The 19958-nt window shown below is 59.8% G+C and carries 17 protein-coding genes and 4 pseudogenes; 12 read left to right on the top strand and 9 right to left on the bottom strand.

The window, feature by feature from the left end; all coding sequences use genetic code 11:
• Positions 1-153: 153 nt before the first annotated feature.
• The 3 genes from ACVIGA_RS22910 to ACVIGA_RS22920 form a co-directional block, all read right to left on the bottom strand.
• Positions 154-1497, bottom strand: coding sequence for an IS1380 family transposase (locus ACVIGA_RS22910; protein ID WP_456666119.1), 1344 nt, complete (start codon positions 1495-1497; stop codon positions 154-156).
• 857 nt (positions 1498-2354) lie between these two features.
• Positions 2355-3581 carry an IS91 family transposase gene (locus tag ACVIGA_RS22915; RefSeq protein WP_456668076.1) on the bottom strand — a complete coding sequence of 409 codons (1227 nt, stop codon included), beginning with the start codon at positions 3579-3581 and terminating at the stop codon, positions 2355-2357.
• Between the two features lie 20 nt (positions 3582-3601).
• Entirely contained in the window at positions 3602-4462 is an 861-nt protein-coding gene (locus ACVIGA_RS22920; RefSeq protein ID WP_176534546.1) for a tyrosine-type recombinase/integrase, read from the bottom strand.
• A gap of 415 nt (positions 4463-4877) precedes the next feature.
• Here ACVIGA_RS22920 and ACVIGA_RS22925 point away from each other — a divergent pair, with 415 nt between their 5' ends.
• The 7 genes and pseudogenes from ACVIGA_RS22925 to ACVIGA_RS22955 all read left to right on the top strand — a co-directional run bounded on the left by ACVIGA_RS22925 (position 4878) and on the right by ACVIGA_RS22955 (position 11004).
• Positions 4878-5738, top strand: coding sequence for a tyrosine-type recombinase/integrase (locus ACVIGA_RS22925; RefSeq protein ID WP_456668077.1), 861 nt, complete (start codon positions 4878-4880; stop codon positions 5736-5738).
• Between the two features lie 9 nt (positions 5739-5747).
• Positions 5748-6926, top strand: a complete 1179-nt coding sequence (locus tag ACVIGA_RS22930) for an IS91 family transposase (protein ID WP_456668078.1) — start codon at positions 5748-5750, stop codon at positions 6924-6926.
• A gap of 402 nt (positions 6927-7328) precedes the next feature.
• Positions 7329-7837, top strand: a pseudogene (locus ACVIGA_RS22935) (transposase); the annotation flags it as partial.
• A gap of 186 nt (positions 7838-8023) precedes the next feature.
• The gene (locus ACVIGA_RS22940) at positions 8024-8248 is read left to right on the top strand and encodes a hypothetical protein (RefSeq protein ID WP_456668079.1); all 225 of its coding nucleotides are present in this window, start codon (positions 8024-8026) and stop codon (positions 8246-8248) included.
• Between the two features lie 101 nt (positions 8249-8349).
• A complete protein-coding gene (locus ACVIGA_RS22945; protein ID WP_456670866.1) occupies positions 8350-8751 on the top strand; it encodes a DUF3489 domain-containing protein in 402 nt (133 codons plus the stop codon).
• 8 nt (positions 8752-8759) lie between these two features.
• Positions 8760-9326: a DUF2924 domain-containing protein gene (locus tag ACVIGA_RS22950; protein WP_456670867.1), complete on the top strand. Its 567-nt coding sequence runs from the start codon at positions 8760-8762 to the stop codon at positions 9324-9326.
• Positions 9319-11004: a recombinase family protein gene (locus ACVIGA_RS22955; protein WP_456668080.1), complete on the top strand. Its 1686-nt coding sequence runs from the start codon at positions 9319-9321 to the stop codon at positions 11002-11004. The genes ACVIGA_RS22950 and ACVIGA_RS22955 overlap by 8 nt, the downstream gene beginning before the upstream one ends.
• Positions 11005-11257: 253 nt before the next feature.
• On the opposite strand, the pseudogene ACVIGA_RS22960 reads toward ACVIGA_RS22955, so the two are convergent.
• Positions 11258-11399: pseudogene (locus ACVIGA_RS22960) on the bottom strand (IS5/IS1182 family transposase); the annotation flags it as partial.
• A 326-nt stretch (positions 11400-11725) separates the two neighbouring features.
• Here ACVIGA_RS22960 and ACVIGA_RS22965 point away from each other — a divergent pair.
• Positions 11726-12214, top strand: a complete 489-nt coding sequence (locus tag ACVIGA_RS22965) for an ATP-dependent DNA ligase (protein ID WP_456668081.1) — start codon at positions 11726-11728, stop codon at positions 12212-12214.
• A 438-nt stretch (positions 12215-12652) separates the two neighbouring features.
• On the opposite strand, the pseudogene ACVIGA_RS22970 reads toward ACVIGA_RS22965, so the two are convergent.
• The 4 genes and pseudogenes from ACVIGA_RS22970 to ACVIGA_RS22985 all read right to left on the bottom strand — a co-directional run bounded on the left by ACVIGA_RS22970 (position 12653) and on the right by ACVIGA_RS22985 (position 15614).
• A pseudogene (locus ACVIGA_RS22970) lies at positions 12653-13457 on the bottom strand (ATP-dependent DNA ligase).
• A gap of 702 nt (positions 13458-14159) precedes the next feature.
• Positions 14160-14420: a hypothetical protein gene (locus ACVIGA_RS22975; protein WP_456668082.1), complete on the bottom strand. Its 261-nt coding sequence runs from the start codon at positions 14418-14420 to the stop codon at positions 14160-14162.
• Between the two features lie 59 nt (positions 14421-14479).
• Positions 14480-14677 carry a hypothetical protein gene (locus ACVIGA_RS22980; protein WP_456668083.1) on the bottom strand — a complete coding sequence of 66 codons (198 nt, stop codon included), beginning with the start codon at positions 14675-14677 and terminating at the stop codon, positions 14480-14482.
• A gap of 676 nt (positions 14678-15353) precedes the next feature.
• The gene (locus ACVIGA_RS22985; protein WP_456668084.1) at positions 15354-15614 is read right to left on the bottom strand and encodes a hypothetical protein; all 261 of its coding nucleotides are present in this window, start codon (positions 15612-15614) and stop codon (positions 15354-15356) included.
• An 84-nt stretch (positions 15615-15698) separates the two neighbouring features.
• Here ACVIGA_RS22985 and tnpA point away from each other — a divergent pair, with 84 nt between their 5' ends.
• The 3 genes and pseudogenes from tnpA to tnpC form a co-directional block, all read left to right on the top strand.
• Positions 15699-16157 carry an IS66-like element accessory protein TnpA gene (gene tnpA, locus ACVIGA_RS22990; protein ID WP_166073826.1) on the top strand — a complete coding sequence of 153 codons (459 nt, stop codon included), beginning with the start codon at positions 15699-15701 and terminating at the stop codon, positions 16155-16157.
• Positions 16150-16503 (top strand): IS66 family insertion sequence element accessory protein TnpB, encoded by a 354-nt coding sequence (tnpB, locus tag ACVIGA_RS22995; RefSeq protein ID WP_166073804.1) that lies wholly within the window; start codon positions 16150-16152, stop codon positions 16501-16503. The genes tnpA and tnpB overlap by 8 nt, the downstream gene beginning before the upstream one ends.
• Positions 16504-16555: 52 nt before the next feature.
• Positions 16556-17812: pseudogene (tnpC, locus tag ACVIGA_RS23000) on the top strand (IS66 family transposase); the annotation flags it as partial.
• Positions 17813-18041: 229 nt separating this feature from the next.
• Here the strand turns inward: tnpC and ACVIGA_RS23005 are convergent.
• The gene (locus ACVIGA_RS23005; RefSeq protein WP_456668085.1) at positions 18042-19676 is read right to left on the bottom strand and encodes an anti-phage dCTP deaminase; all 1635 of its coding nucleotides are present in this window, start codon (positions 19674-19676) and stop codon (positions 18042-18044) included.
• Between the two features lie 53 nt (positions 19677-19729).
• Between ACVIGA_RS23005 and ACVIGA_RS23010 the strand changes: the two genes are divergently transcribed.
• Positions 19730-19912, top strand: coding sequence for a hypothetical protein (locus ACVIGA_RS23010; RefSeq protein WP_456668086.1), 183 nt, complete (start codon positions 19730-19732; stop codon positions 19910-19912).
• Positions 19913-19958 lie beyond the last annotated feature (46 nt).

Raw genomic sequence — 19958 nt, forward strand, 5'->3', positions numbered from 1 at the left:
GAGAGTGCGTTTTTTTAGTCCGATTGATGTGGCCGCACATCTGCTCTGACGAGGCGCGCGGGATTGCCTTCGGCTTTTCACCGCCTGACGACCGGTACTTTGCAACGCGCTTGAGGTGTAGGTTGGGCGAACGGGGGGCGGACGCCCCGCCGGTCAAGGACCGAGCGGCAGCAGCGCGCTTGGCAAGCCGCGGATCAGGTCGGCTTCGGGACATGCCGCGGCAAACGCAAGGCGAATGCGGCTCGTGGTCTCGACGACACGGGCAGCGAGTTTCAAGAGACGAAGACGCAGCGTCGCGAACTCGGCTGTGGCCAATTCCCGGGCTTTGGGAATCGCGTCGCGCACGGTCAGCATCAGCCAATAAGCGGCGGTGTGGAGAACGAGGCGGACTTGATTGGCGAGCGCCGAACGGCAGCTGGTGCGATCGGAGGCGAGCTGTGTCTTATGCAGCTTGATCAGATTCTCGGCTTGGCCGCGCGCGCAATACAGGCTGTCGTAGATCCACTCGGCCGAGCCGACATCGAGGCTGGTGACGACGAAGCGGATGTCGAGGCCGAGCATCGTCGCCTCAATACGGGCGACGGTGCGCCGTTCGCGATCCCAGGACTTTGCCTTGTGGCGCGTCTCGGTATAGCCGCGCAGAACAGCTAGGTTCTCGATGGCGCGTCGGGTGCGGATATCGTCGGCGACCTCGTCGACTTTTCTGGCGAGCGGCCTGGTACCGGACAGACCGAAGATGTAGTCGATGCCGTTGTTCTCGCACCACGTCATCGCCTCCGGCCGAGCATAGTGCCCGTCGCCACGGAACGTAATTCGCGTCTTGTGCCATCGCGTGCGGATGTGCCGCACCAGGCGGCGCAGATGGGCACGCACCTCGACGCCGCCCGGCGTCTTGCCGGGCCGCAGCACGACCGCCACGGGCCGGCTCTTCTCCGTGTCGTAGACGTGGATCGGCAGGAAGCAGCGTTCGTCATAATGAGCGTTGAACAGCGAGAGCTGCTGATGGCCGTGGACGACATCGCAGGTATCATCGATGTCGAGCGTGACGGATGCAGGCTCGCGCGGGTAGCTATCCATCCATGCGTCGACCAAAGTGTAGGTCAGTCGGATCACGTCGCGCAGGCGGGGAGCATTCTCCAGCCGCGACAGCGTCGGTTGGGAACACAGATCGCGACCGCTGTCTGGTAGCCGTCCACAGGCCAGCTTGAATGCGGGATCGGACCGCAGATGATCGAGGTCATCGGCGTCCTCGTAGCCGCAGCAGATCGCGAACATGCGAGCGCGAAACATATCGACAAGGCTGTGCACGACCCGCGTCGGATCGCGCCGATCCGGGAACACCCGGGCCAAATTGTTGGCCAAACCGAGACGTCGCTCGGCCATCGCAAGAAGCATCACGCCCCCGTTCGAGGTCAGCCGACCGCCATCGAAGGCAGCTGTGACTTTCTTGGCGTGAACGGCTGGAAACGAGAAGGGTAGACTCGTATCATCGGTCATGGCGGGCGTGGCGTTCGCGGTGGAAGGTGATGGGGTTGGCTTCGCAACCGAATCCTACGCTTCATCAGCGCTTTACACCACGCTCGCCAGCCTCTCAGGCGCCCTCTGACGAATAAGACGGGCTAGGGAGGAACGCCCAAGGAGGGCAGCGATAGCGGGGCGCTACCGCATTGCCTGAAAATAGGACGATCGCGATCGGCGGCTCAATTGAACGTAGGGAAACGTCGGGCATCTAAAGGGACATGGAACGATACGAAGGTTTATGGGGCCCGCGCGCGAAGCTGGGCGAAGGCTGTCGTTGCCTATGCAACACGTCGAGCAGCAGCCAATCGATGCCATCGACAAGTCAATCTTTCTTATCAGAACAAGCGACGCGAGCGCGCCGACGGGGGACCAGACATATGAGTGCGGCCAACATCGCAAATGCGCCCGACAATCCTGCGAGGTTTGCGAGGAAACCGACTAACCACTGAGGCCGCCTTACGGCACGACGTGAATCTGGAGGGTTCTGTGAGGTCGCGCTCACGCGAGGGCGCGGCAGGCGCTTATGACGCGACCTCATTGAAGCCGGATTGAACGAAGGCGCGGGAGGCTATTCGCGGTTTTGCAGCGATGGGGATTGTTCGAGATCGCCATGCCCGATCTGCTGGCTCGGCGCGTGAGGCAGAGACACAGGAGTGCGCATCCTGGAAGAGTTGAGATCAGACGCGCTTCGCCTGAGATCGCGATAGGCCTTTTGCTGCATCGGACGGTTGTTGTCGCGCAGTGTGACAGCACGGATTCGACATCGTCCGCGATGATCGAGACGCTGGGAGCGAAATGACGAATGATGATCGTCGTGCACGACATGACTTGGCTCACGATGTGTCGCATCGGAACGGTGATGTTCGAGGGCTGGGGCGTCTGAAGCTATGTCGAAAGCGCTCAATGATGCGCATGACGCCACCACAATCGGGACAGGCAGGAACCTCGGCCCAGGTTTGAGCCTGCGAATCCACAGGCGACGGCTGGCCATCGTTTGGGGCTGTTGGCTCATGATCGAGAAGTTCGCGGCAAAGGGCGAGCTTGGCAGCGCGATGGCGGTTGGCCATGAAGCCGAAGTGGCGGATGCGGTGGAAGCCGTCAGGCAGCGTATGAAGCAGGAAACGGCGAATGAACTCATCGGGCTTGAGATTCATGATCTTTGTCGCGCTGTTTTGGCGATAGTCCTTCCATGAGAAGGCGACATGATCGTCGTCGAGTGCGACGAGCCGGCTGTTGGCGATCGCGACGCGATGGGTGTAGCGGCCGAGATAGGCCAGGACCTGTGCGGGTCCGCCGAAGGGCCGCTTGGCGTAAACAACCCAGTTGATGCGTCGCATGGCGTCGAGGTGGGCCGCAAAGGCAGCCGGCTCGGCCAGAGCTCCGAGATCGCCGAAGAAACGCAAGGCACCGGAGTTGAAGGCTGCCGACAGACGTTTGAGAAAAAGTGTGCGAAATAGTCTGGACAACGGTTTGACGGCCAGGAAGAAGTTCGGTCGGCAAGCGGTCCAGCGCGCGCCATCGGGCGAGAGGCCGCCACCCGGAACGACGCAATGGACGTGGGGATGATGCATCAGCGTCTGTCCCCAGGTGTGGAGGACGGCGACGCCGCCGATCGCACCGCCGAGCCGGCGTGGATTGGCGGCGAGCGTCGTCATCGCCTCGGCGGCAGCCTTGAACAGGATGGCATAGACGACGGCCTTGTTCTGGAAAGCGATCGCGGCGATCGGTGCGGGAAGTGTAAAGACGACGTGGAAATAGGGAACCGGAAGCAGGTCGGCTTGACGCGCGGCGAGCCACGCGGCTCGGGCTCTCCCCTGACACTTCGGACAGTGCCGATTGCGGCAGGAATTATAGGCAACGCGTGTCGTGCCGCAGTCGTCGCAAGCCTGCATGTGGCCGCCGAGCGCCTCGGTCCGGCACGCAACGATCGCGCTCATCACGCGCCGCTCGACCCGCCCCAGATGACCGGCATGTACACGGCGATAGGCGTCGCCATGCCGGCGCAGAATATCGGCAATCTCGATGGCGGGCCTGTTGGAGCGGATGTCGGAGCGGGTCATGACCCGCATCCCGCTGCGGGTCATCCAGGTGGCGTCACCTCCAGCGACAGGCGATCGAGCGGGCTCTGCGTCGCTCGGATCGTATCGGTGGCGACCTGCGTGTAGCGCGCTGTCGACGACAAATTATTGTGCCCGAGCAAGACCTGGATGATCCGGATATCGGTTCCGTTCTCGAGAAGATGTGTCGCGAAGCTGTGGCGCAGCGTGTGCAGCGTGACGCGCTTGGTCAGGCCCGCAGCCTTCACCGCCGACCGGCAGGCGGCATGCAGCACGGTCTGATCGATCGGATGATCTTCGTCACGACCAGGGAACAGATAAAGCCGCGGCCGGGCGAGCCGCCAGTAGGTGCGCAGGATGCCCAGCAGCTGGGGCGACAGCATCACGTTGCGATCCTTCGCGCCCTTGCCGTGGCGCACCTGGATGACGCCGCGGGCGCTGTCGATGTCTTCGATCCGCAGTCCCGCAACCTCCGAGGCCCTGAGCCCGGCCGCATAGGCGGTGGTGAGCGCGGCGCGGCTCTTCAGGCTCGATACCGCTTCAAGAAACTGAACCACTTCGTCGGCGCTGAGAACGACCGGCAGCTTGCGCGGTTCTCGCGCATAGGGAATGCGCTCTGGGATGAGCGCCTCGCCGAGCGTGACGCCGTAGAAAAACCGTAGCGCACAGACGATCTGGTTCAGCGCCGGCCATGAGATGCCGGTCGAGACCAAATGCACCTGGAAGGCGCGGACGTCTTCCAGCTCTAACCGGTCAGGCGATCGGCCAAAATAGCGGCTGAACTTCGAAACCGCGCTGATGTAGGATCTTTGCGTCGCCGGCGACAGATTGCGGACGGTCATGTCTTCGATCAGGCGGCGGCGAAGAGGGCTCAAATCGGCCATCTCGATACTCCTGTCTGAGGGGGTGGGCTCCAACACCCACATCCTCTCAGCCAGGAGGCGATCTATGCCACCTTGCCCCCTACGCCGCGGCAGCGGCTTCGTTCAATCCCCTCCGATTCAGTTAAGCAATGAAATGCTCTAGTTCCCCGAAAGGTAGCGCATCAGAGCGTCATTTCCGGCTTTGGCACTTGTCGCCCGTTAAGAAGCTTCCAGGCGACTGATCTGGAATCGTAATTTGGCTGACGTTCTGAGATTGCAAGGTTTTGGTGTTTTGGGCATCGGAAGCTTGCAATTTCGTTTTCGAGATTGAACGAAGCCGCTGGCGCGGCATGTAGGGAGGCATAGCAAGGATTGCCTCCTGTCTGAGAGGATTGCGGGTTTTCGAAGCCCAACCCTTTAGACAGGAGGTTTTCCGATGGCTGAGATCAGCCCACTTCGCCGCCGCATGATCGAGGACATGACGGTCCGCAATCTGTCACCGGCGACGCAGCAATCCTACCTCAACGCCGTAGCGAAGTTGAGCCGGTATTTCGGTCGCTCTCCCGACCGCCTTGACCTGGAGGATATACGTGCCTTCCAGGTTCATCTGGTGGCGACGGGGACGTCCTGGCCAGCGCTGAACCAGATCGTCTGCGCGCTGCGGTTCTTCTACGGTGTAACGCTTGGTCATGACACCGTTCCGGAACGCATCGCCTATGCGCGCCAACCGCGCAAGTTGCCGGTCGTGCTGAGCGCCGACGAGGTGGTAAGCTTTCTGGAGGCGATCCCGAGCCTCAAGAGCCGTACCGCGCTGACCACGGTCTATGCCGCCGGACTGCGCGTATCGGAAGTGGTCCTTTTAAAGGTTGTCGACATCGACAGCCAACGGATGTTGATCCGGGTCGAGCACGGCAAGGGCGGTAAGGACCGTTACGTTATACTCTCGCCGCAGCTTTTGAGGATTCTGCGGACATATTGGCGGCTCGCTCGGCCAAAGCGATGGTTGTTTCCCGGCCGCGACGACGAGCGTCCGCTCGTCCCCAACGTGCTGCACGCCGCCTGCCGTTCAGCTTGTGCGGCGGCCGGCTTGAGCAAGTCGGTGACAGTGCACACGTTGCGGCACACATTCGCGACCCGTCTCCTGGAGAACGGGGCCGACGTGCGCATCATCCAGGTGCTGCTCGGCCATGCCAGTCTGGCCAGCACGGCGCGCTATACCCAAGTCGCCACAAAGACCATCAGCAATACGCCAAGTCCGCTGGACCGGCTCCGCCTGGAGGTCGTGCCGCCCGGCTGAGCGGACCTGATGGCTCCGGTTCTGGAAGTGGCGGATATCTTCCGCCGCCACGGCGAAGCGTTTCGGCAAGCCCGTGCCGAGCATCTGGGCCGCGTCGAGCGGCGCGTCATGGGCGCGATCACGGCATGCCGGACGGCTGTGCTCGGCGGCCACGTCAAGCAGTGCGATGACTGCGGCGCCACACGCATCGCCTACAACTCCTGCCGCAATCGGCATTGCCCGAAGTGCCAGGGCGCGGCGCGCGCGCAATGGCTCGCCGAACGGCAAGCTGAACTCCTTCCCGTACCGTATTTCCACGTCGTCTTCACCATGCCGGCCCCCGCCGGAAAGATCGCCTTCCAGAACAAGGCCGTCGTCTATGCCATCCTGTTCCGCTGCGCGGCCGAGACGCTCGCCACCATCGCAGCCGACCCCAAGCATCTCGGCGCTCAGCTCGGCGTGACTGCCGTCCTCCATACCTGGGGCCAGACCCTGCAACACCATCCGCATATCCACTGCGTCGTGCCGGGCGGTGGACCCTCGCTCGACGGCACACGCTGGGTCGCTTGCCGGTCCGGCTTCTTCCTTCCAGTGCGCATCCTCTCCCGGCTGTTCCGCCGCCTGTTTCTGCAAGAGTTGCAAGCTGCCCTCGCGGCTGGCGAGCTGGGCTTCTTTGGCGCTCTCGCCCATCTCGCCGATCCCGCTGCATTCGCCGCGCGACTTAATCAACTTCGACGGACCGACTGGGTCGTCTATGCCAAGCCGCCATTTGGCGGCCCGGAACAGGTGCTGGCCTATCTCGGCCGCTATACTCTTCGCGTCGCCATCGCCATCAGTAGGCTGATCTCGCTTGCCGATGGCAAGGTGAGCTTTTCCTGGAAGGACTATCGGCAGAACCGCAAAACCAAAGTCATGACGCTTGATGCCGACGAGTTCATTCGTCGCTTTCTCCTGCACTCCCTGCCGGACGGCTTCCACCCCATCCGCCACTATGGCTTCCTTGCCAATGGCGGACGCAACGATAAGATCGCTCTCTGCCGTCAACTCCTTGCTGTCCGCAACGCTCCGACTCATCAAGAAGCCGGCGACGATCCCCTCACTAAATGTGAGATCCCCGTCTGCCCCCATTGTGGCGGCACCATGCGGCGCGTCGATGTCGTCCCGCGAGTCTGCGCCCGCGACCATCCGTTTCGTTGTGATACGTCATGACCAGCGCCTGCACCATTCACCCCTTCTGTGATCCCCCCCGCGGTGGCGACGTTCGATGTCGCCGTGGCCGCGTTCGTCACCGAACACCACGCCAATCGGTCGGCTACGCATCCCAGCGCAGCAAATCCCTCGCTGGATCGCGCCCTTGGTCCGATCAATCGAGCCCCTCACATCCGATGATTGTCTTGCCGACGCGCGGCGACCACGGGCGCGCCTTCCCCGCAGTTGCCCCCGCCACACTATCCCCATAGCGCCCACAACTCCGCAGCTTCGTTCAATCCGGCTTCTGTGAGGTCGCACGCGCCACCGCGCCGCGGCTCCCGCCTGCCACGCGACCTCACAGAACCCTCAAGATTCCGTCGACGGGCGAAGCATGATTCCCTGTCCGCATCGGAGGGCGCGATGCGGCCGAAGAAGCACAAAACGACGGGAGCGAACGATCTTTCCAGGGCGCGGCTCGACCAGATCATCAATCTGAAGCACGAGCTGGTCCGGCTCACCGGCAAGATCGATTGGGACTGGATCGACGGCGAGCGCCGCTCTACAGCGAGAACGGCCGGCCGGGGATTGAGACCCGCTTCGTGATCGGGCTGTTGTTGCTCAAGCACATTTACGGGCTGTCCGATGAGGGGGTATGCGAACGCTGGGTCCACGACCCGTATTTCCAGTACTTCACTGGCGAAGAGTTCTTCCAGCACGCATTCCCGCACGAGCGCTCGGACCTGAGCCATTGGCGCAAGCGGCTCGGCGACAGACTGGAACTGCTATTGGCCGAGAGCCTGCGGGTGGCGCACGAGGTCGGCGCGTTGCGCGGCAAGGACCTTGAGCGGGTCACGGTCGACACCACGGTGCAGCCGAAGGCCATCACCTTTCCGACCGATGCCAAGCTGCTGCATGCGGCGATCCAGGGCTCAACAGATCCACTTGTCGATGTCTATAGAACGACGTTTGTCGCCTGAAAGCGTTCGCCAGAAACTCTGACTTGAAGGTATCCGCAAATGATCCGGACTGCCCGAACAGAGCAACATCGTTGCTCGTTTTTGCACTCGACTTCTACGGCATAGCAAGCATCCATGGCGTGACAGGAGAACACGCCAATGGATGCACAAGCCGACGAAACAGCCGTCCGGACGTATCTGACAGAAATTCGCACTCGTATTGATAAGGCGGCCGGAATTGCGCGCGCGGCTGATGCCTGCGCGGGCGCGGGCTTTTGCGATAAGGCGGTTGAGGTTTCGCTGGATATCGAGCAGCCGCTCTACGAGGCAACCACCCTGTTAAATGCCGTGAGCCTGATCAACCGCATCTGCAGGGATAGTTAGCTTCAAGATCAGGCTTCAGCGAGCTTCCCCCGCAGCGCACAGCGCGTTGGCGGGGTTAGGGTCGTGCCGGCGATGATGCCGGAATGCCCAAGGAGATTTCCATGAAGCCCTCAAACGTTCAGCCAGCTAGTTTGGATAAGTCGACGAACAACAGTGAGAAGACCGCACACGCCCCTCAGTCGAAACCAGTGACTAAGGTTCGCAATCGCTCCTCGCCACGTGCGCCGGGAAAGACTTCAAAGGTGACGTCTGCCAGACAACGCACTCACAAGCCGACGCGATCCAAACAGGACAATATCATCACATTGCTTAGGCGACCGGAGGGCGCCACGCTCGATGCTCTCGTCAGGGCGACCGGATGGCAGCCGCACTCGGTGCGGGGCTTTCTGGCGGGAACGGTGCGCAAAAGGCTGAAGCTGCCACTGACATCCGAGAACGTAAAAGACACCAGATTCTATCGGATCAGCCCCGCGGGGGCCGCAAAGACTCGCCGCGCCCGCTGATGAACGCCATGGACCAAAAATCCTCTCAATATGAAGCTCTCAAGGCTGAGATTAGGCGCTTGCCCGATCTCAGCCTGGGCGAACTTCGAATGCGTTGGAAGGAGCTGTTCGGCAACACCGCTCCTATTTCGCTTCGTCGTAGGTTTCTGGCGCAAGCCGTCGCCTACCAGATGCAGGTCGACGCCTTTGGCGACCTTTCGAGTTCTGCAAAGCGCCGCCTTAGAGAGATCGCGACTGCTGTTCACCGCCGCGACGCAAGCGCCGCTGGGGCTGCAAGGTGGATTCAGCCCGGCACCCAGATGATCCGACAGTGGCAGAAGGAGACCTACACCGTAACCGCCACGCCCGAAGGTTTTGAATGGAAAGGACAAACTTACAAATCACTTTCGGCAATAGCTCGACAGATCACCGGAACCAATTGGAACGGCTACACCTTCTTTGGAGTCAAGCGCGCGACACCCGGAAATAAGAATGCTGCCGGTTCCCGTCGGGATTCATGCGCCAAAGAAAGTCAGGCTGAACATAATGCTCGCTCAGCTCCATCGCTGAAATCGCGAGGTCGGCACCGTGCGTAGCTTGGTTCCGAGGCAAAGGCGGTGCGCCGTCTATACGCGCAAGTCATCCGAAGAAGGTCTGGAACAGGACTTCAATTCGTTGCATGCGCAGCGAGACGCCTGCGAGGCCTATATCAACAGCCAGAGGCACGATGGCTGGACTGCGCTCAGCACGGTTTACGACGATGGTGGCTACTCGGGCGGTTCGATGGATCGTCCGGCCTTGAAGCAGCTCCTTGCTGATGTAGAGACGGGGTCGGTCGACATCGTCGTCGTTTATAAGGTCGACCGCCTCACCCGCTCGCTTGCGGACTTCGCAAAGATTGTCGACGTGTTCGACGCTGCCAGCGTCTCGTTCGTTTCAGTAACCCAACAATTCAACACGACGAGCTCGATGGGGCGCCTTACGCTAAATGTGTTGCTATCCTTTGCTCAGTTCGAGCGCGAACTAACCGGCGAACGGATTCGCGACAAGATCACCGCCTCGAAAAAGAAGGGCATGTGGATGGGAGGCTGGGTCCCTCTCGGCTATGACCGCATGGACCGCACTCTCAAGGTCAACGATCTTGAGGCCCAGACTGTGCGCACGATCTTTGATCTATTTCTCAAATTCAAGAACGTCAGGAACGTTCAGAACGAGCTGGCTCGCCTCAATCTCCGCACAAAGCCTTACTCGATTCAGCGGGGGCGGGCTATTGGCAATCTCCCCTTCGCTCGCGGTCATATCTACAAGATCCTCTCCAACCCTCTTTATCTGGGGGAGATCGTGCATAAGGGCACCCGACACCCAGGACAACATCCGTCTCTCATTTCTCCGACAACTTGGGATGCCGTTCAGGCCCAACTCAGCGCGAACGGCCATAGGAGACGATCGCGACCCAACGCCAAGAGTCCGAACTTGCTGATAGGACTCATGTACGACGACGCTGGTAACCGTCTCGCCTCGAGCCACACGAGTAAGAACGGCAAACGGTATCGATATTACGCTACCCCCAATCGCCGGGGTCGATCTCTATCATCTGAAGAACCGGATCAACTTAGAGTTCCAGCAGCGCAAGCTGACGATATTGTGCTCGGACGCCTACATGACTTTCTCACAGAGGGCGCGCAAATCTCGAGTTTCCTAGGAAGCGGTTACCGTGTCGCAGAAATTCGTGCAGCAATCGGGACTGCAAAACGGCTTGCCAAAGTGATTGCTTCCGAGCATTCAGAGCGGAAGATGGCCATCGTCTCGGACTTGGTTTCGCGCGTGATCGTCAGGAAGGCGAGCCTAAAAATCAAGCTCAGCTCGAGCCAATTGCGCAGCGCGCTATCCAACAACGCTCCAAAACCTCCTGCCCCGCACGGGGAGGAGCGCGAGATTTCGCTCGAGGTTCCGTTCGTAGGGACGGATCGCGCCGGCTCGACCCAATTCCTGATCGACGACTATCGTCGCCCACAAGCTGACCCTGTTCTTGTGAAAGCTATCGCGCGAGCACGCCGTTGGTTCGAGCAGCTACGGACAGGGAAAGCCCAATCCATGGCTCAAATTGCCGCGCAGGAAAACATAACGGACAACTACGTCAGCAACCTGATCCACTTAGCTTGGCTGCCCCCCAAGCAAGTGCAACAGATCTTGGATGGAGATCCGGCCGCTACTGTCTTGGGTCGTAACAAGATGCGCACCCGCACCGTCGACCCCCTATGGGCCGACTCGTGACGAGAGAACACACGATTATTCCGGTTATCCTTCGCAGTACCACCCGGCCTGCGCCGCATCATATCAATCGGCGAGACCGCGTTTGGCGCCGGCCGACGCCATCCGTGCCCCTAAGGATCATCGCGCAACCGAAAGAGTTCGGCTGAATGTTCGGCCAGGATGATCTCCAATGAGCCGTGCGACCTGGTGTGGACCCTCCGTGGAGGTGGTATTGATTTTCGGCTTCGACATGATCTCGCGCAGGCATTCCGCGAGCGTAGACGAAGAAGGCCCGGCCGCCGCGCGCCGGTCCAGCGCGCCGCCAGGTCGGAGGGCGACATGAACTTCGGGATGACTTCGCTCAACGCTCCGAAAGCGGCATCGTCGAGGACAGCCAGATGCTCATTGATCGCTCGGCTTGGGGGGCGGGCCGGGGAAGGTCCTTGGGGCCTTCGATCCCCTTCTGCCGATTGGCAGTCCCCTGTAGTGCCCTTACCGACTGTTGATCGCTTGGCGGAGCGGCTCTTTTCGGACTACATTGGATTGCGGCAGGACTTATCGACCCTCGTCAATGATCTCGCTGACGGCGACTTCATCGCCCAACAACGCAACGTCGCTGGTTGGCGCCACCGGTAACGTGCACGACATTATTTTGCAAACGTTGGTGTAAGCTTAGGTATTAATTCTCCGCGCGGAACCAGTTGGACACGCATTTTGGCCGACGGTGGTTACATGCCAGCTTATGCTTAAGTTCGTTTTTTGCTTGCCCACGGTCGGGAAGACGGTTCCGGCCGGCCCTCAGTGGCTCCATGAAATCAAGATGGACGGGTACCGAGTGCGTCTCGAGCGCGACGGAGATCTCGTTCGGCTGATCACAAAAAGCGGCTACAACTGGTCCAAGCGCTATCCCTGGATCGTCGAGAACGCCCTTAAGAACCGTCAGAAGCACTTCGTCATCGACGGCGAGGCCATCGTCCGCGGCGTCGATGGCTATTCCGACTTCAACGCGCTCCATTCAGGCCGGGACAATGCAGCGGTCGAGATGGTTGCGTTCGAAATCCTAGCTAGGAGGCCGCGTAGAGCCGACTTGGCGCCTCGGGCGTCAAATACTCGCCTCCAGGCAAATCTCTGCTGCACGCGGCCTCGCAGGCGCAGGGCGCTTTCCGCCAGCGACCACGAATGGTCCCGAGGCCAGTCTGACCTCCATCTGAGCGATGTGCGGCCGGCGTAAGGTCCACGCAGTCTCAAGCGGGCATGCCGCAGATGAGTCAAAATCGACCCGATCAAGATTGGCAGGCGCGAGTCGGCGGTCTCGGCGCTGCTGCAGACCTGGCAGCGAATGGAGGAGAACAGGCTCGGATCAGCGTAACAGAATTCCAGAGAGGTGTCGGTCCGGGCATAGCCCGTTTGCGTCATACAGATTGTGCCGAAAGACCATGCTTCAAATAGGTTATGCCTGCGCCGTCGACCGCTTTTTTCAGGCGCGACGTGGGGCAAAGGTATTAGCGCGCCGCAGCAACTCCGAAATTTTGTGGACGAAATTCGGGAAAGCCGTAACGTCGTGAGTCAGAGGCTGTGCCGCTACAGCCTCCTAGCCCCGGCAGCCCCAGCTCACCCCCTGAGTTGGGGCTCGCCGTGTCTCTCCGATCCGCCGAAGATGATTTAGCGCTCATAGGTCCTCTCGCACCCCTCTGAAGAAAGGATGCCGCACCTTACCCTCGGTCGATTTGGCGCGGCACTCGATCTCCGCCAGGACCTCTGGCTCGACCCAGATGGCCTTACGCGCAATGCGCTTGGTGCAGGGCAGCGTTTTCCGGATTAGCGGCGTCAGGCGCTTGCGGAGGTCGGCGGCCGACATAGATGCCGTCCCATTTGTCGCCATCCAACGCGAAGCCCGCGATGGTCAGCGTCTCGCGCTGAGCGCAGGTTTTCTTCACCCAATCGCGGCTGCGCGTACCCGTCGGGTAAATGCTGTCGGCGACCTTCGAAACAACGCCATCATAGCCCTGCTTGCAGGCATGAGCGAACATCTCGGCGCCGTCGACTTCGAAGCTCTCGCTGAACTGGATGGCAGTCCCGGCAACCAGCTTCTTGAGCACTGCCGTGCGTTCCTTCAGCGGCAGCTTCCGCAGGTCGCGGCCGTTGAGGTAGAGCAGATCGAAGGCGACCAGGACGATCTTGGTTGATTTGCCCCGTAGCTCGTTTTGCAGCACGGAGAAGTCGGTAGTGCCGTTTGCCGCTGGTACTACGACCTCGCCATCGACGATCGCAGAGGCCGCCGAGATGTGCCAGGCGTCATCGGCGATCTTCTTGAAGCGCTTGGTCCAATCATTTCCGCGGCGCGTGTAGATCTTCACCTCTTCGTTGGCGAGATGAGTTTGGACACGACAGCCAGCGTTGAGAGCATCACCAAGGGCCGGGGACGGCTGGGCAGACCCTGGAAGGCGAGCATGCGGGCGTTCCAGGCTTGGCAGGCGACAGCGTCGGCCTCCAGCCGAGCTTCCTTGGCACGCTCAGCGAGATGCAGGACGGTGGCGCCGAACATGTATTCACGCGACTTCGAGCCCATGCAGCTTAGAAAGCAGGAGTCCGGTGGCGCGGCAAATTATCAATCTGTTGAGGCGCGGAACAGTGGAGTGCTACTGCGCATCGTGGGTGTGGACAGGAACGCCAAAGTTTGGCCGAAATGGTCCGCATGCTGGCACGAGCCGCTCAAGGGGCTTTCCGTTGTGTGGTTGAGCCTTGGTGGTGTCGTCCGGCAACGTCGTCGCCAAGGCTCTCACCCAGCTTTCAGCCAACGGGAAAAGTTGTTACCTTTTCCCGACAGCCTTACGGCGGACTATGGTTTCGTCACCGCGGCGAAAACTAGGACGCCTTCCGGAGTAGCCCGTTAGCGCAGTGCCGATTGCCACCTTTTCCCGATACTGTGAATGGCGCTTCTCCGGAAAGGGGGCGCCCCACGAAGCGGCCCCGGTGTGCTCCCCAAGCCCTGCCGGGGCCGTTTCGATTCAGCGCGGGTCATGGACAAACAACCTATACCCATCGTTGAACAGATCATCACCATCGCGTTGCTGGTGATCTTCGCGCTCGTGATTTGGTACAGCGCCATGATCTGAGACTGGGCCGAGCAAGCGAAGTGAGGTCCGTTACGGTCAACGCTGGACAGACTGTGGTAGTCATCCCTTGATAGTGAGGCGACGCAGGAACGCATTGCAGGCCCGCTCGGCTTCAGCGAACGTGCCGAAGGGCGATCCGGATACTTGAGCCGCGGGCATATTCAGAAAGTATGGGCGATATGACGCAACAAAACCAGGCTCTCCATGCAAGCCAGGCCCACTTCGGTTCTCGCTGCTGATAACGAATGAATACTCGTCGCTGCTTGCGATCCAAATCTCCAGATCTTCAGCAGTATCCACGCGGCGAAAGTGCAGGGCCATTTCAACCCTCCACCAGGCGAGGTCCAAGCTTGTCCTCCGCGGTCATCCAGATGGACGCTTTAACCGGCTTTTGTGCGATTGGCCGCTTTAGCCTCCCGCGCCAGCCGTTCCGCCTTTAGGCGCTCCCGATTGTCATGGAGTGCTTTTTGCGCTTTCGCGTATTCGGTCAAAGCTTTCTTCGCTTCGGATTGTCTGAATACCTTGCGGGCTTCGCGTTCCGCTGCCGTAGGCGCCTGCCGTTCTCGGTCACTAATCATCGTTGACCTCCCATTTTGGGCTCAATGGTCAACGCGCAGAGACTCGGTTTTGATCCTATTAGCTGAGGGGCTGCCAGGGGACGGCGGCTGCTATCCCGAAATGGCCCGCATGCTGGCACAAGTGTCTCTGCTTCCCCGCCGGCGCAGCCCCAGATGCAGCTTGGTGGGCGCCTAGTTATTTAGGAGGCGCGACCGTCGTTTTTGTCGATCCGTCCGGCGCCGGCTGCATCCCTGGCGGGCTTTGCCCCTGGGGGCTTTCCGGCGGGGCGCCGCCTGAGCCAGTGTTGATTGGCCCAGTCCAGCCTTGGGGCTGCAATTGACCTTTGTCTTCGGCCGCCGAACGCCCAGTTGGCGCATTGACGTCCCCTTTTGTCGCAGGCTGCGCCGTGGCTAATCCGCAGGACAGCAAAAGGAACATCAATGCTAATCGGTCCCGCACTGAAACCTCCAACGTCTTCGTACTTATATTATTCGTCAGAGGGCGCCTGAGAGGCTGGCGAACGTGGTGTAAAGCGCTGATGCGGCGTAGGATTCGGTTGCAAAGCCAACCCCATCACCTTCAGCCGCGAACACCACGTCAAGGCGACGCTGCTCAAGGCGCAATCCGTCGCCTCGATCCCGGCAAGCGCGACCGGCTATTCGATAGCGAAGGTGTTCGACCACCTCGGCCGGTCCATCACTCGATGTCGCCCGGGTCGGCCTCGGCGTCGCAGTGCGCGCAGGCGGGGCGAGCCGCCGCATCCTGTATCACCTCGACCGGCACGATGCCGACATCGAACGGCTTCCCGGATGTTGCTTCCTTTTCCTTAATCAGGTTTGGGGTCGTGCCGAAAAAGATATCGAGCTTGTGGCCCGAGGCCTGTTCAAACTTCGGCTTCACCTCGGCCCACACCGCAGTCATCGCGCCATGCGCGAGCGCCATCGCAGCGCCGATCAAGAGTAAGCGCGAATTTCTCCGCACCTTTTGCTTTTGAGAGTCCTGATGCATGAGGTGTCCACCAAAATAGGTGGACACCTTGTGATGAGCGACGATGATCAGAAACTGCGGGTCAGGCTTGTCGGCCGGAACGGTCGCCGGCGCTACGAGGCGGCATCGAAAGAGCGTCTTGTCGCGGCCTGCCTTGAGCCTGGGGTTTCGGTATCGAGGCTTGCACTCGAACATGGGGTCAACGCGAACCTCCTTCGGAAGTGGATCAAGAAGCACAGCGCGACCAGGTCGCTGCCGCCGTCCTCACGCCCGGCGTTCATCCCGGTTCAGCTTGAGGGGAAGTCCGAGCGGGACCTGTCGCGAAAAGACAGCGTGGCGACGGTTGATTTGCCGGCTTACGATGAAGTGCGTGGTTCGGAACCCAAAGGGACTCCAGCTTTTTGTTCTCCGGCCAAAGTGAGCGTGTCGCTGCCGAATGGCGTGAAGCTCGCGCTGGAATGCGGCGATGTGGATGCATTGACGGCGATCATCGGAGCGCTGGGCGATGTTTAGACTGGGCGATGACCTGCAGGTCTATCTGCACCGTGAGCCGATCGACTTCCGGGCTGGCATCAACAGCCTTGCGGTCCTGGTCCAGGAGACGATGGCGCTCGATCCATTCACTCCGGCGGTTTTTGCGTTCTGCAATCGCCGTTGCGACCGGATGAAGCTTCTGTTCTTCGATCGGTCCGGCTTTGTACTGGTCCTGAAGCGGCTGACCGAAGACAGGTTCCGATGGCCGCGCCGCCAGGAGGCGATCGTCACGCTGACGACGGAGCAATTGCACTGGATCCTTGACGGCATCGATATCGATGCGATGGTCCGCCATCCGGTGCGGCAATATCAGGTTGCCGGCTGAGCTCTCGAGTTGAGCGGTTGACGCGTCGGTACGGTTCAGATTCAAGAATTCGATGAATCGAACCGGCGATCCGAGTGTTGAAGTGCTGTTGGCACGCATTGCTGCGCTGCAGGCGGAGAACCATCAACTCGCCGACCGCGTCGCCAAGCTCGAGGAAGAACTGGCGCTGGCACGCCTGCATCGTTTTGCGCCGCGCAGCGAAAAGCATGTTGATCGTCTCTTCAATGAAGCCGAGCAGGCCTCCGATGAGGAGGACGCCGGCAGTGAAACGAACAATATCGCCGAACTTCCGGACACGGGCTTGCCACCCGTCGAAAACACAATGGGAAAGAAGCGCGGCCGCAAGCCGCTGCCGGGGAACCTACCTCGTGAGCGCGTCGAGTATGACCTGTCCGACGATCAGAAGGCGTGTCCTTGCTGCCGTGGCCAGATGCATCGCATGGGCGAGGCTGTCACCGAGCAACTTCATATCGAGGTGAAGGCGAAGGTTTTACAGAATGTGCGCTTCAAATATGCGTGCCGCCATTGCGATCGCACCGGGATCCACGCCCCTGTCGTGACCGCGCCGATGCCGCCGCAACCATTGCCGGGCAGCGTTGCCACGCCCTCGACGCTGGCGTTCGCGCTGGTTCACAAATATGTCGATGGCACGCCGCTCTACCGCCTGGCGCAGGCCTTCGAACGTGCAGGTGTTCCTGTCAGCCGCGGCGCTTTGGGCCACTGGGTGATTGGCTCGAGCGAGAAGCATCTGCATCGCATCTACGACGCCCTGAAGCTGCGGCTCAGATCACAACCTCTCATCCATGGCGACGAGACAACGGTTCAGGTCCTCAAGGAGAAGGACAAACGGGCCACCAGCACATCGTACATGTGGGCTTATCGCAGCGGCAAGGGCAGCCACGAGCCGATCGTTCTTCTGGATTATCAGCCGGGCCGCGGCCAAATCCACCCGCAAGCCTTCCTCGGCGATTACCGTGGCATTGTAATGAGTGACGGCTATACCGCATGGCGCACGCTGGAAGGGGCCACCCACATTGGATGCATGGCCCACTCCCGGCGGCGCTTTGTCGATGCCCTCAAAGCCAGGAAGAAGGGCGGCGGTCCGCCCGAGCAAGTGCTGCGGTTCTTTGAACAGCTCTACCGGGTTGAAAGGCGGGCGTGGGACGGAATACCGGAGAAGGGTGAAACACAGGCCTACTGCATTCGCCGCTTCCGCCAGCAACATAGTGTCCCCATCCTCAATGCTCTCAAAGTATGGCTCGATGACATGGCCCCGAAGGTCTTGCCTGACAGCAAGCTCGGCGACGCCGATATTACAGACCTGCTGCCCTTCAACTTCCACAAAGCCGCCACTGCCTGAACGGCTCGGTATCGCCCGATACCAGGGCAATCCATCAAAACCGCCGGCGTGCGAAGAAAATCGCGCTTACGTTCATCAATCGCCCGAATTTGGCCCCGTAACCAAGCGCATCGGCTCAGTGAAGCGGCCCACTTTGCTTGCGCTCGCGCGAGCTGAGAACCATGACGTTAGCTTGCCTTCAAGTTCTTTGAGGCCTTCCCTTCTTGGATACCTTCCCTTTAGGCTGATTTCGAGACAAGCGAGCCGAGTTCGGCGGGTTCGCAGCACCGGAAGTTTTTGCTTCCAGCGCGCTAACTGTCATTCCAATCTTCTTAAGGTAGGTCGTTGTCGAGCGAAGGATAGCCGCCTCAAGTGTCATGTAGAACGGGAATTTGAGATCAATGATCGGCCGCTTCACTCCATTGATCCATTCGATGAAATCGCCGTCTTCACTCTTCCTACTGACTCTTTCAAAAAGTTCTCGATATCGACGGGGGGATACACCATCGAAGTGCTCAAAGCTCACTCCGGGATATTTCGCGTACCTGCCTCGATCAGCCCCTTCAATTACGATCGAATCCGAGTGCAGATGACCCGCCAAGCTCTTAGGGTACGGTTCGAGAAAGACCACCTTCCTGATACCGGCAGCAACTATGTGCTTAGCACACATGTGGCAGGGAAAAGTTGTGGTGAACAACGCGGCTCCTTGGATCGACCGCCCCAAACGAGCGGCATCGCATATTGCCGACATTTCCGCATGGATGATGCGACCGTATTCCAGCGCATCCATGAATTGCGAATCTCTTACCTTCGCATCCTTGATCAGCTTGGCCGCATCATTGACCTTTGCCAAATCAAACAGCTCACGAAGGAGCTGTGACTTTCTCTTGTCGTTGGCGTCGTGCTCACGCTGATAGTCACGATCATCCACGCCTTCCGTGCCATCCGTCCAGTAGGTGCCGCCGCCAGCCTGCGGAACCTCGTTGGAGCCCATCGAGATGATTTCTCCGCAGTCGGTAAATATCGCGGCGCCCACCTGCCTTGACAAATCGAGTGTGCGCAGCGCGGCGGCCTTCGCTGCAAACATGCCGTACTCGTTTTTATTCGGCGAAATCTTATTGGACCCAAATAGCAAGTCGCAAAAGCGTCTTACCTGCTTCTGTACGTCCTCGTGACCTTTGTCCGCATTGACAATAACATCGGCGTCGTGAAAGACCTTCGAAACTCGCTGCCCGTGTCTTTGATCCGACTCATTTTCATCCCTTTGAACAATTTCTTCGGCGGCGGCGCGGAATGAACTGGGGTTGCCTCGGTTTTGTCCTTCGGCGAAGCGGCGCGAAAGATTGTCGACGCGGGCTCCTCTTCGTGAGTAGACGGATACTTGAAAGAACACGCGGCCATAAACTGACCTTAGAAGATCAATTTCTTCCCTTCGCTTGAATTGAGACAGAAGATAGATGTTCCTTTCCGGGGCAGGCACGCTGGACTTCTTTGCGCCTTGGTTCGTTAGCTTCGTACGCCGTTGAACTATTCTTGTGATTGTTAGCGCTGCAAGGATTTGATCGTCGTCAAAAGCCTGGCGCAATTGGTTCCCGTACTGAATGAAGGTTTGCAGCCGGCGAGCTTCGGGTGTGCTCACGAGCTTCTTCTTCGGCCTGAGATACTTTGCCAGTCGATCAAATACGTTCGTGACCTTTATCTCGATCACGTTGTACCCTTCGGCGCTGAAGTACTCAGAAAAGCTGTTAATTGAAGCTCGGATGTCCGTGCCGATGGGTGCAACAAAGCCTATAAAAAGCTCGGGAGTTTTTATTCGCGCGATCGTGTCGGCCAAGGATTCACGTTCCGTTTAGAGTTTGATAAGAGTATCTGTCAGGGGTGATTCGAATGAAAAAGCGCCGCAATCAGTCGCACGAAGCCGAGGCCGACAGCGCGACCAAGAAATTGATGAGTGCACACAACGAAATCATCACTGCCTGGTTTGACCGCTGGGCAACCGAAGAACGGTCAAGAATTGACTTGGCCTTCAAGCGATCCAGTACAGCCGCTAGCAACAAGCAGGTTGCCTGACTCAATAGCACCCGCGCAACGCGAATTCCCTCAAACTTGTTAGTTA

Source organism: Bradyrhizobium sp. USDA 3240 (assembly GCF_054063295.1).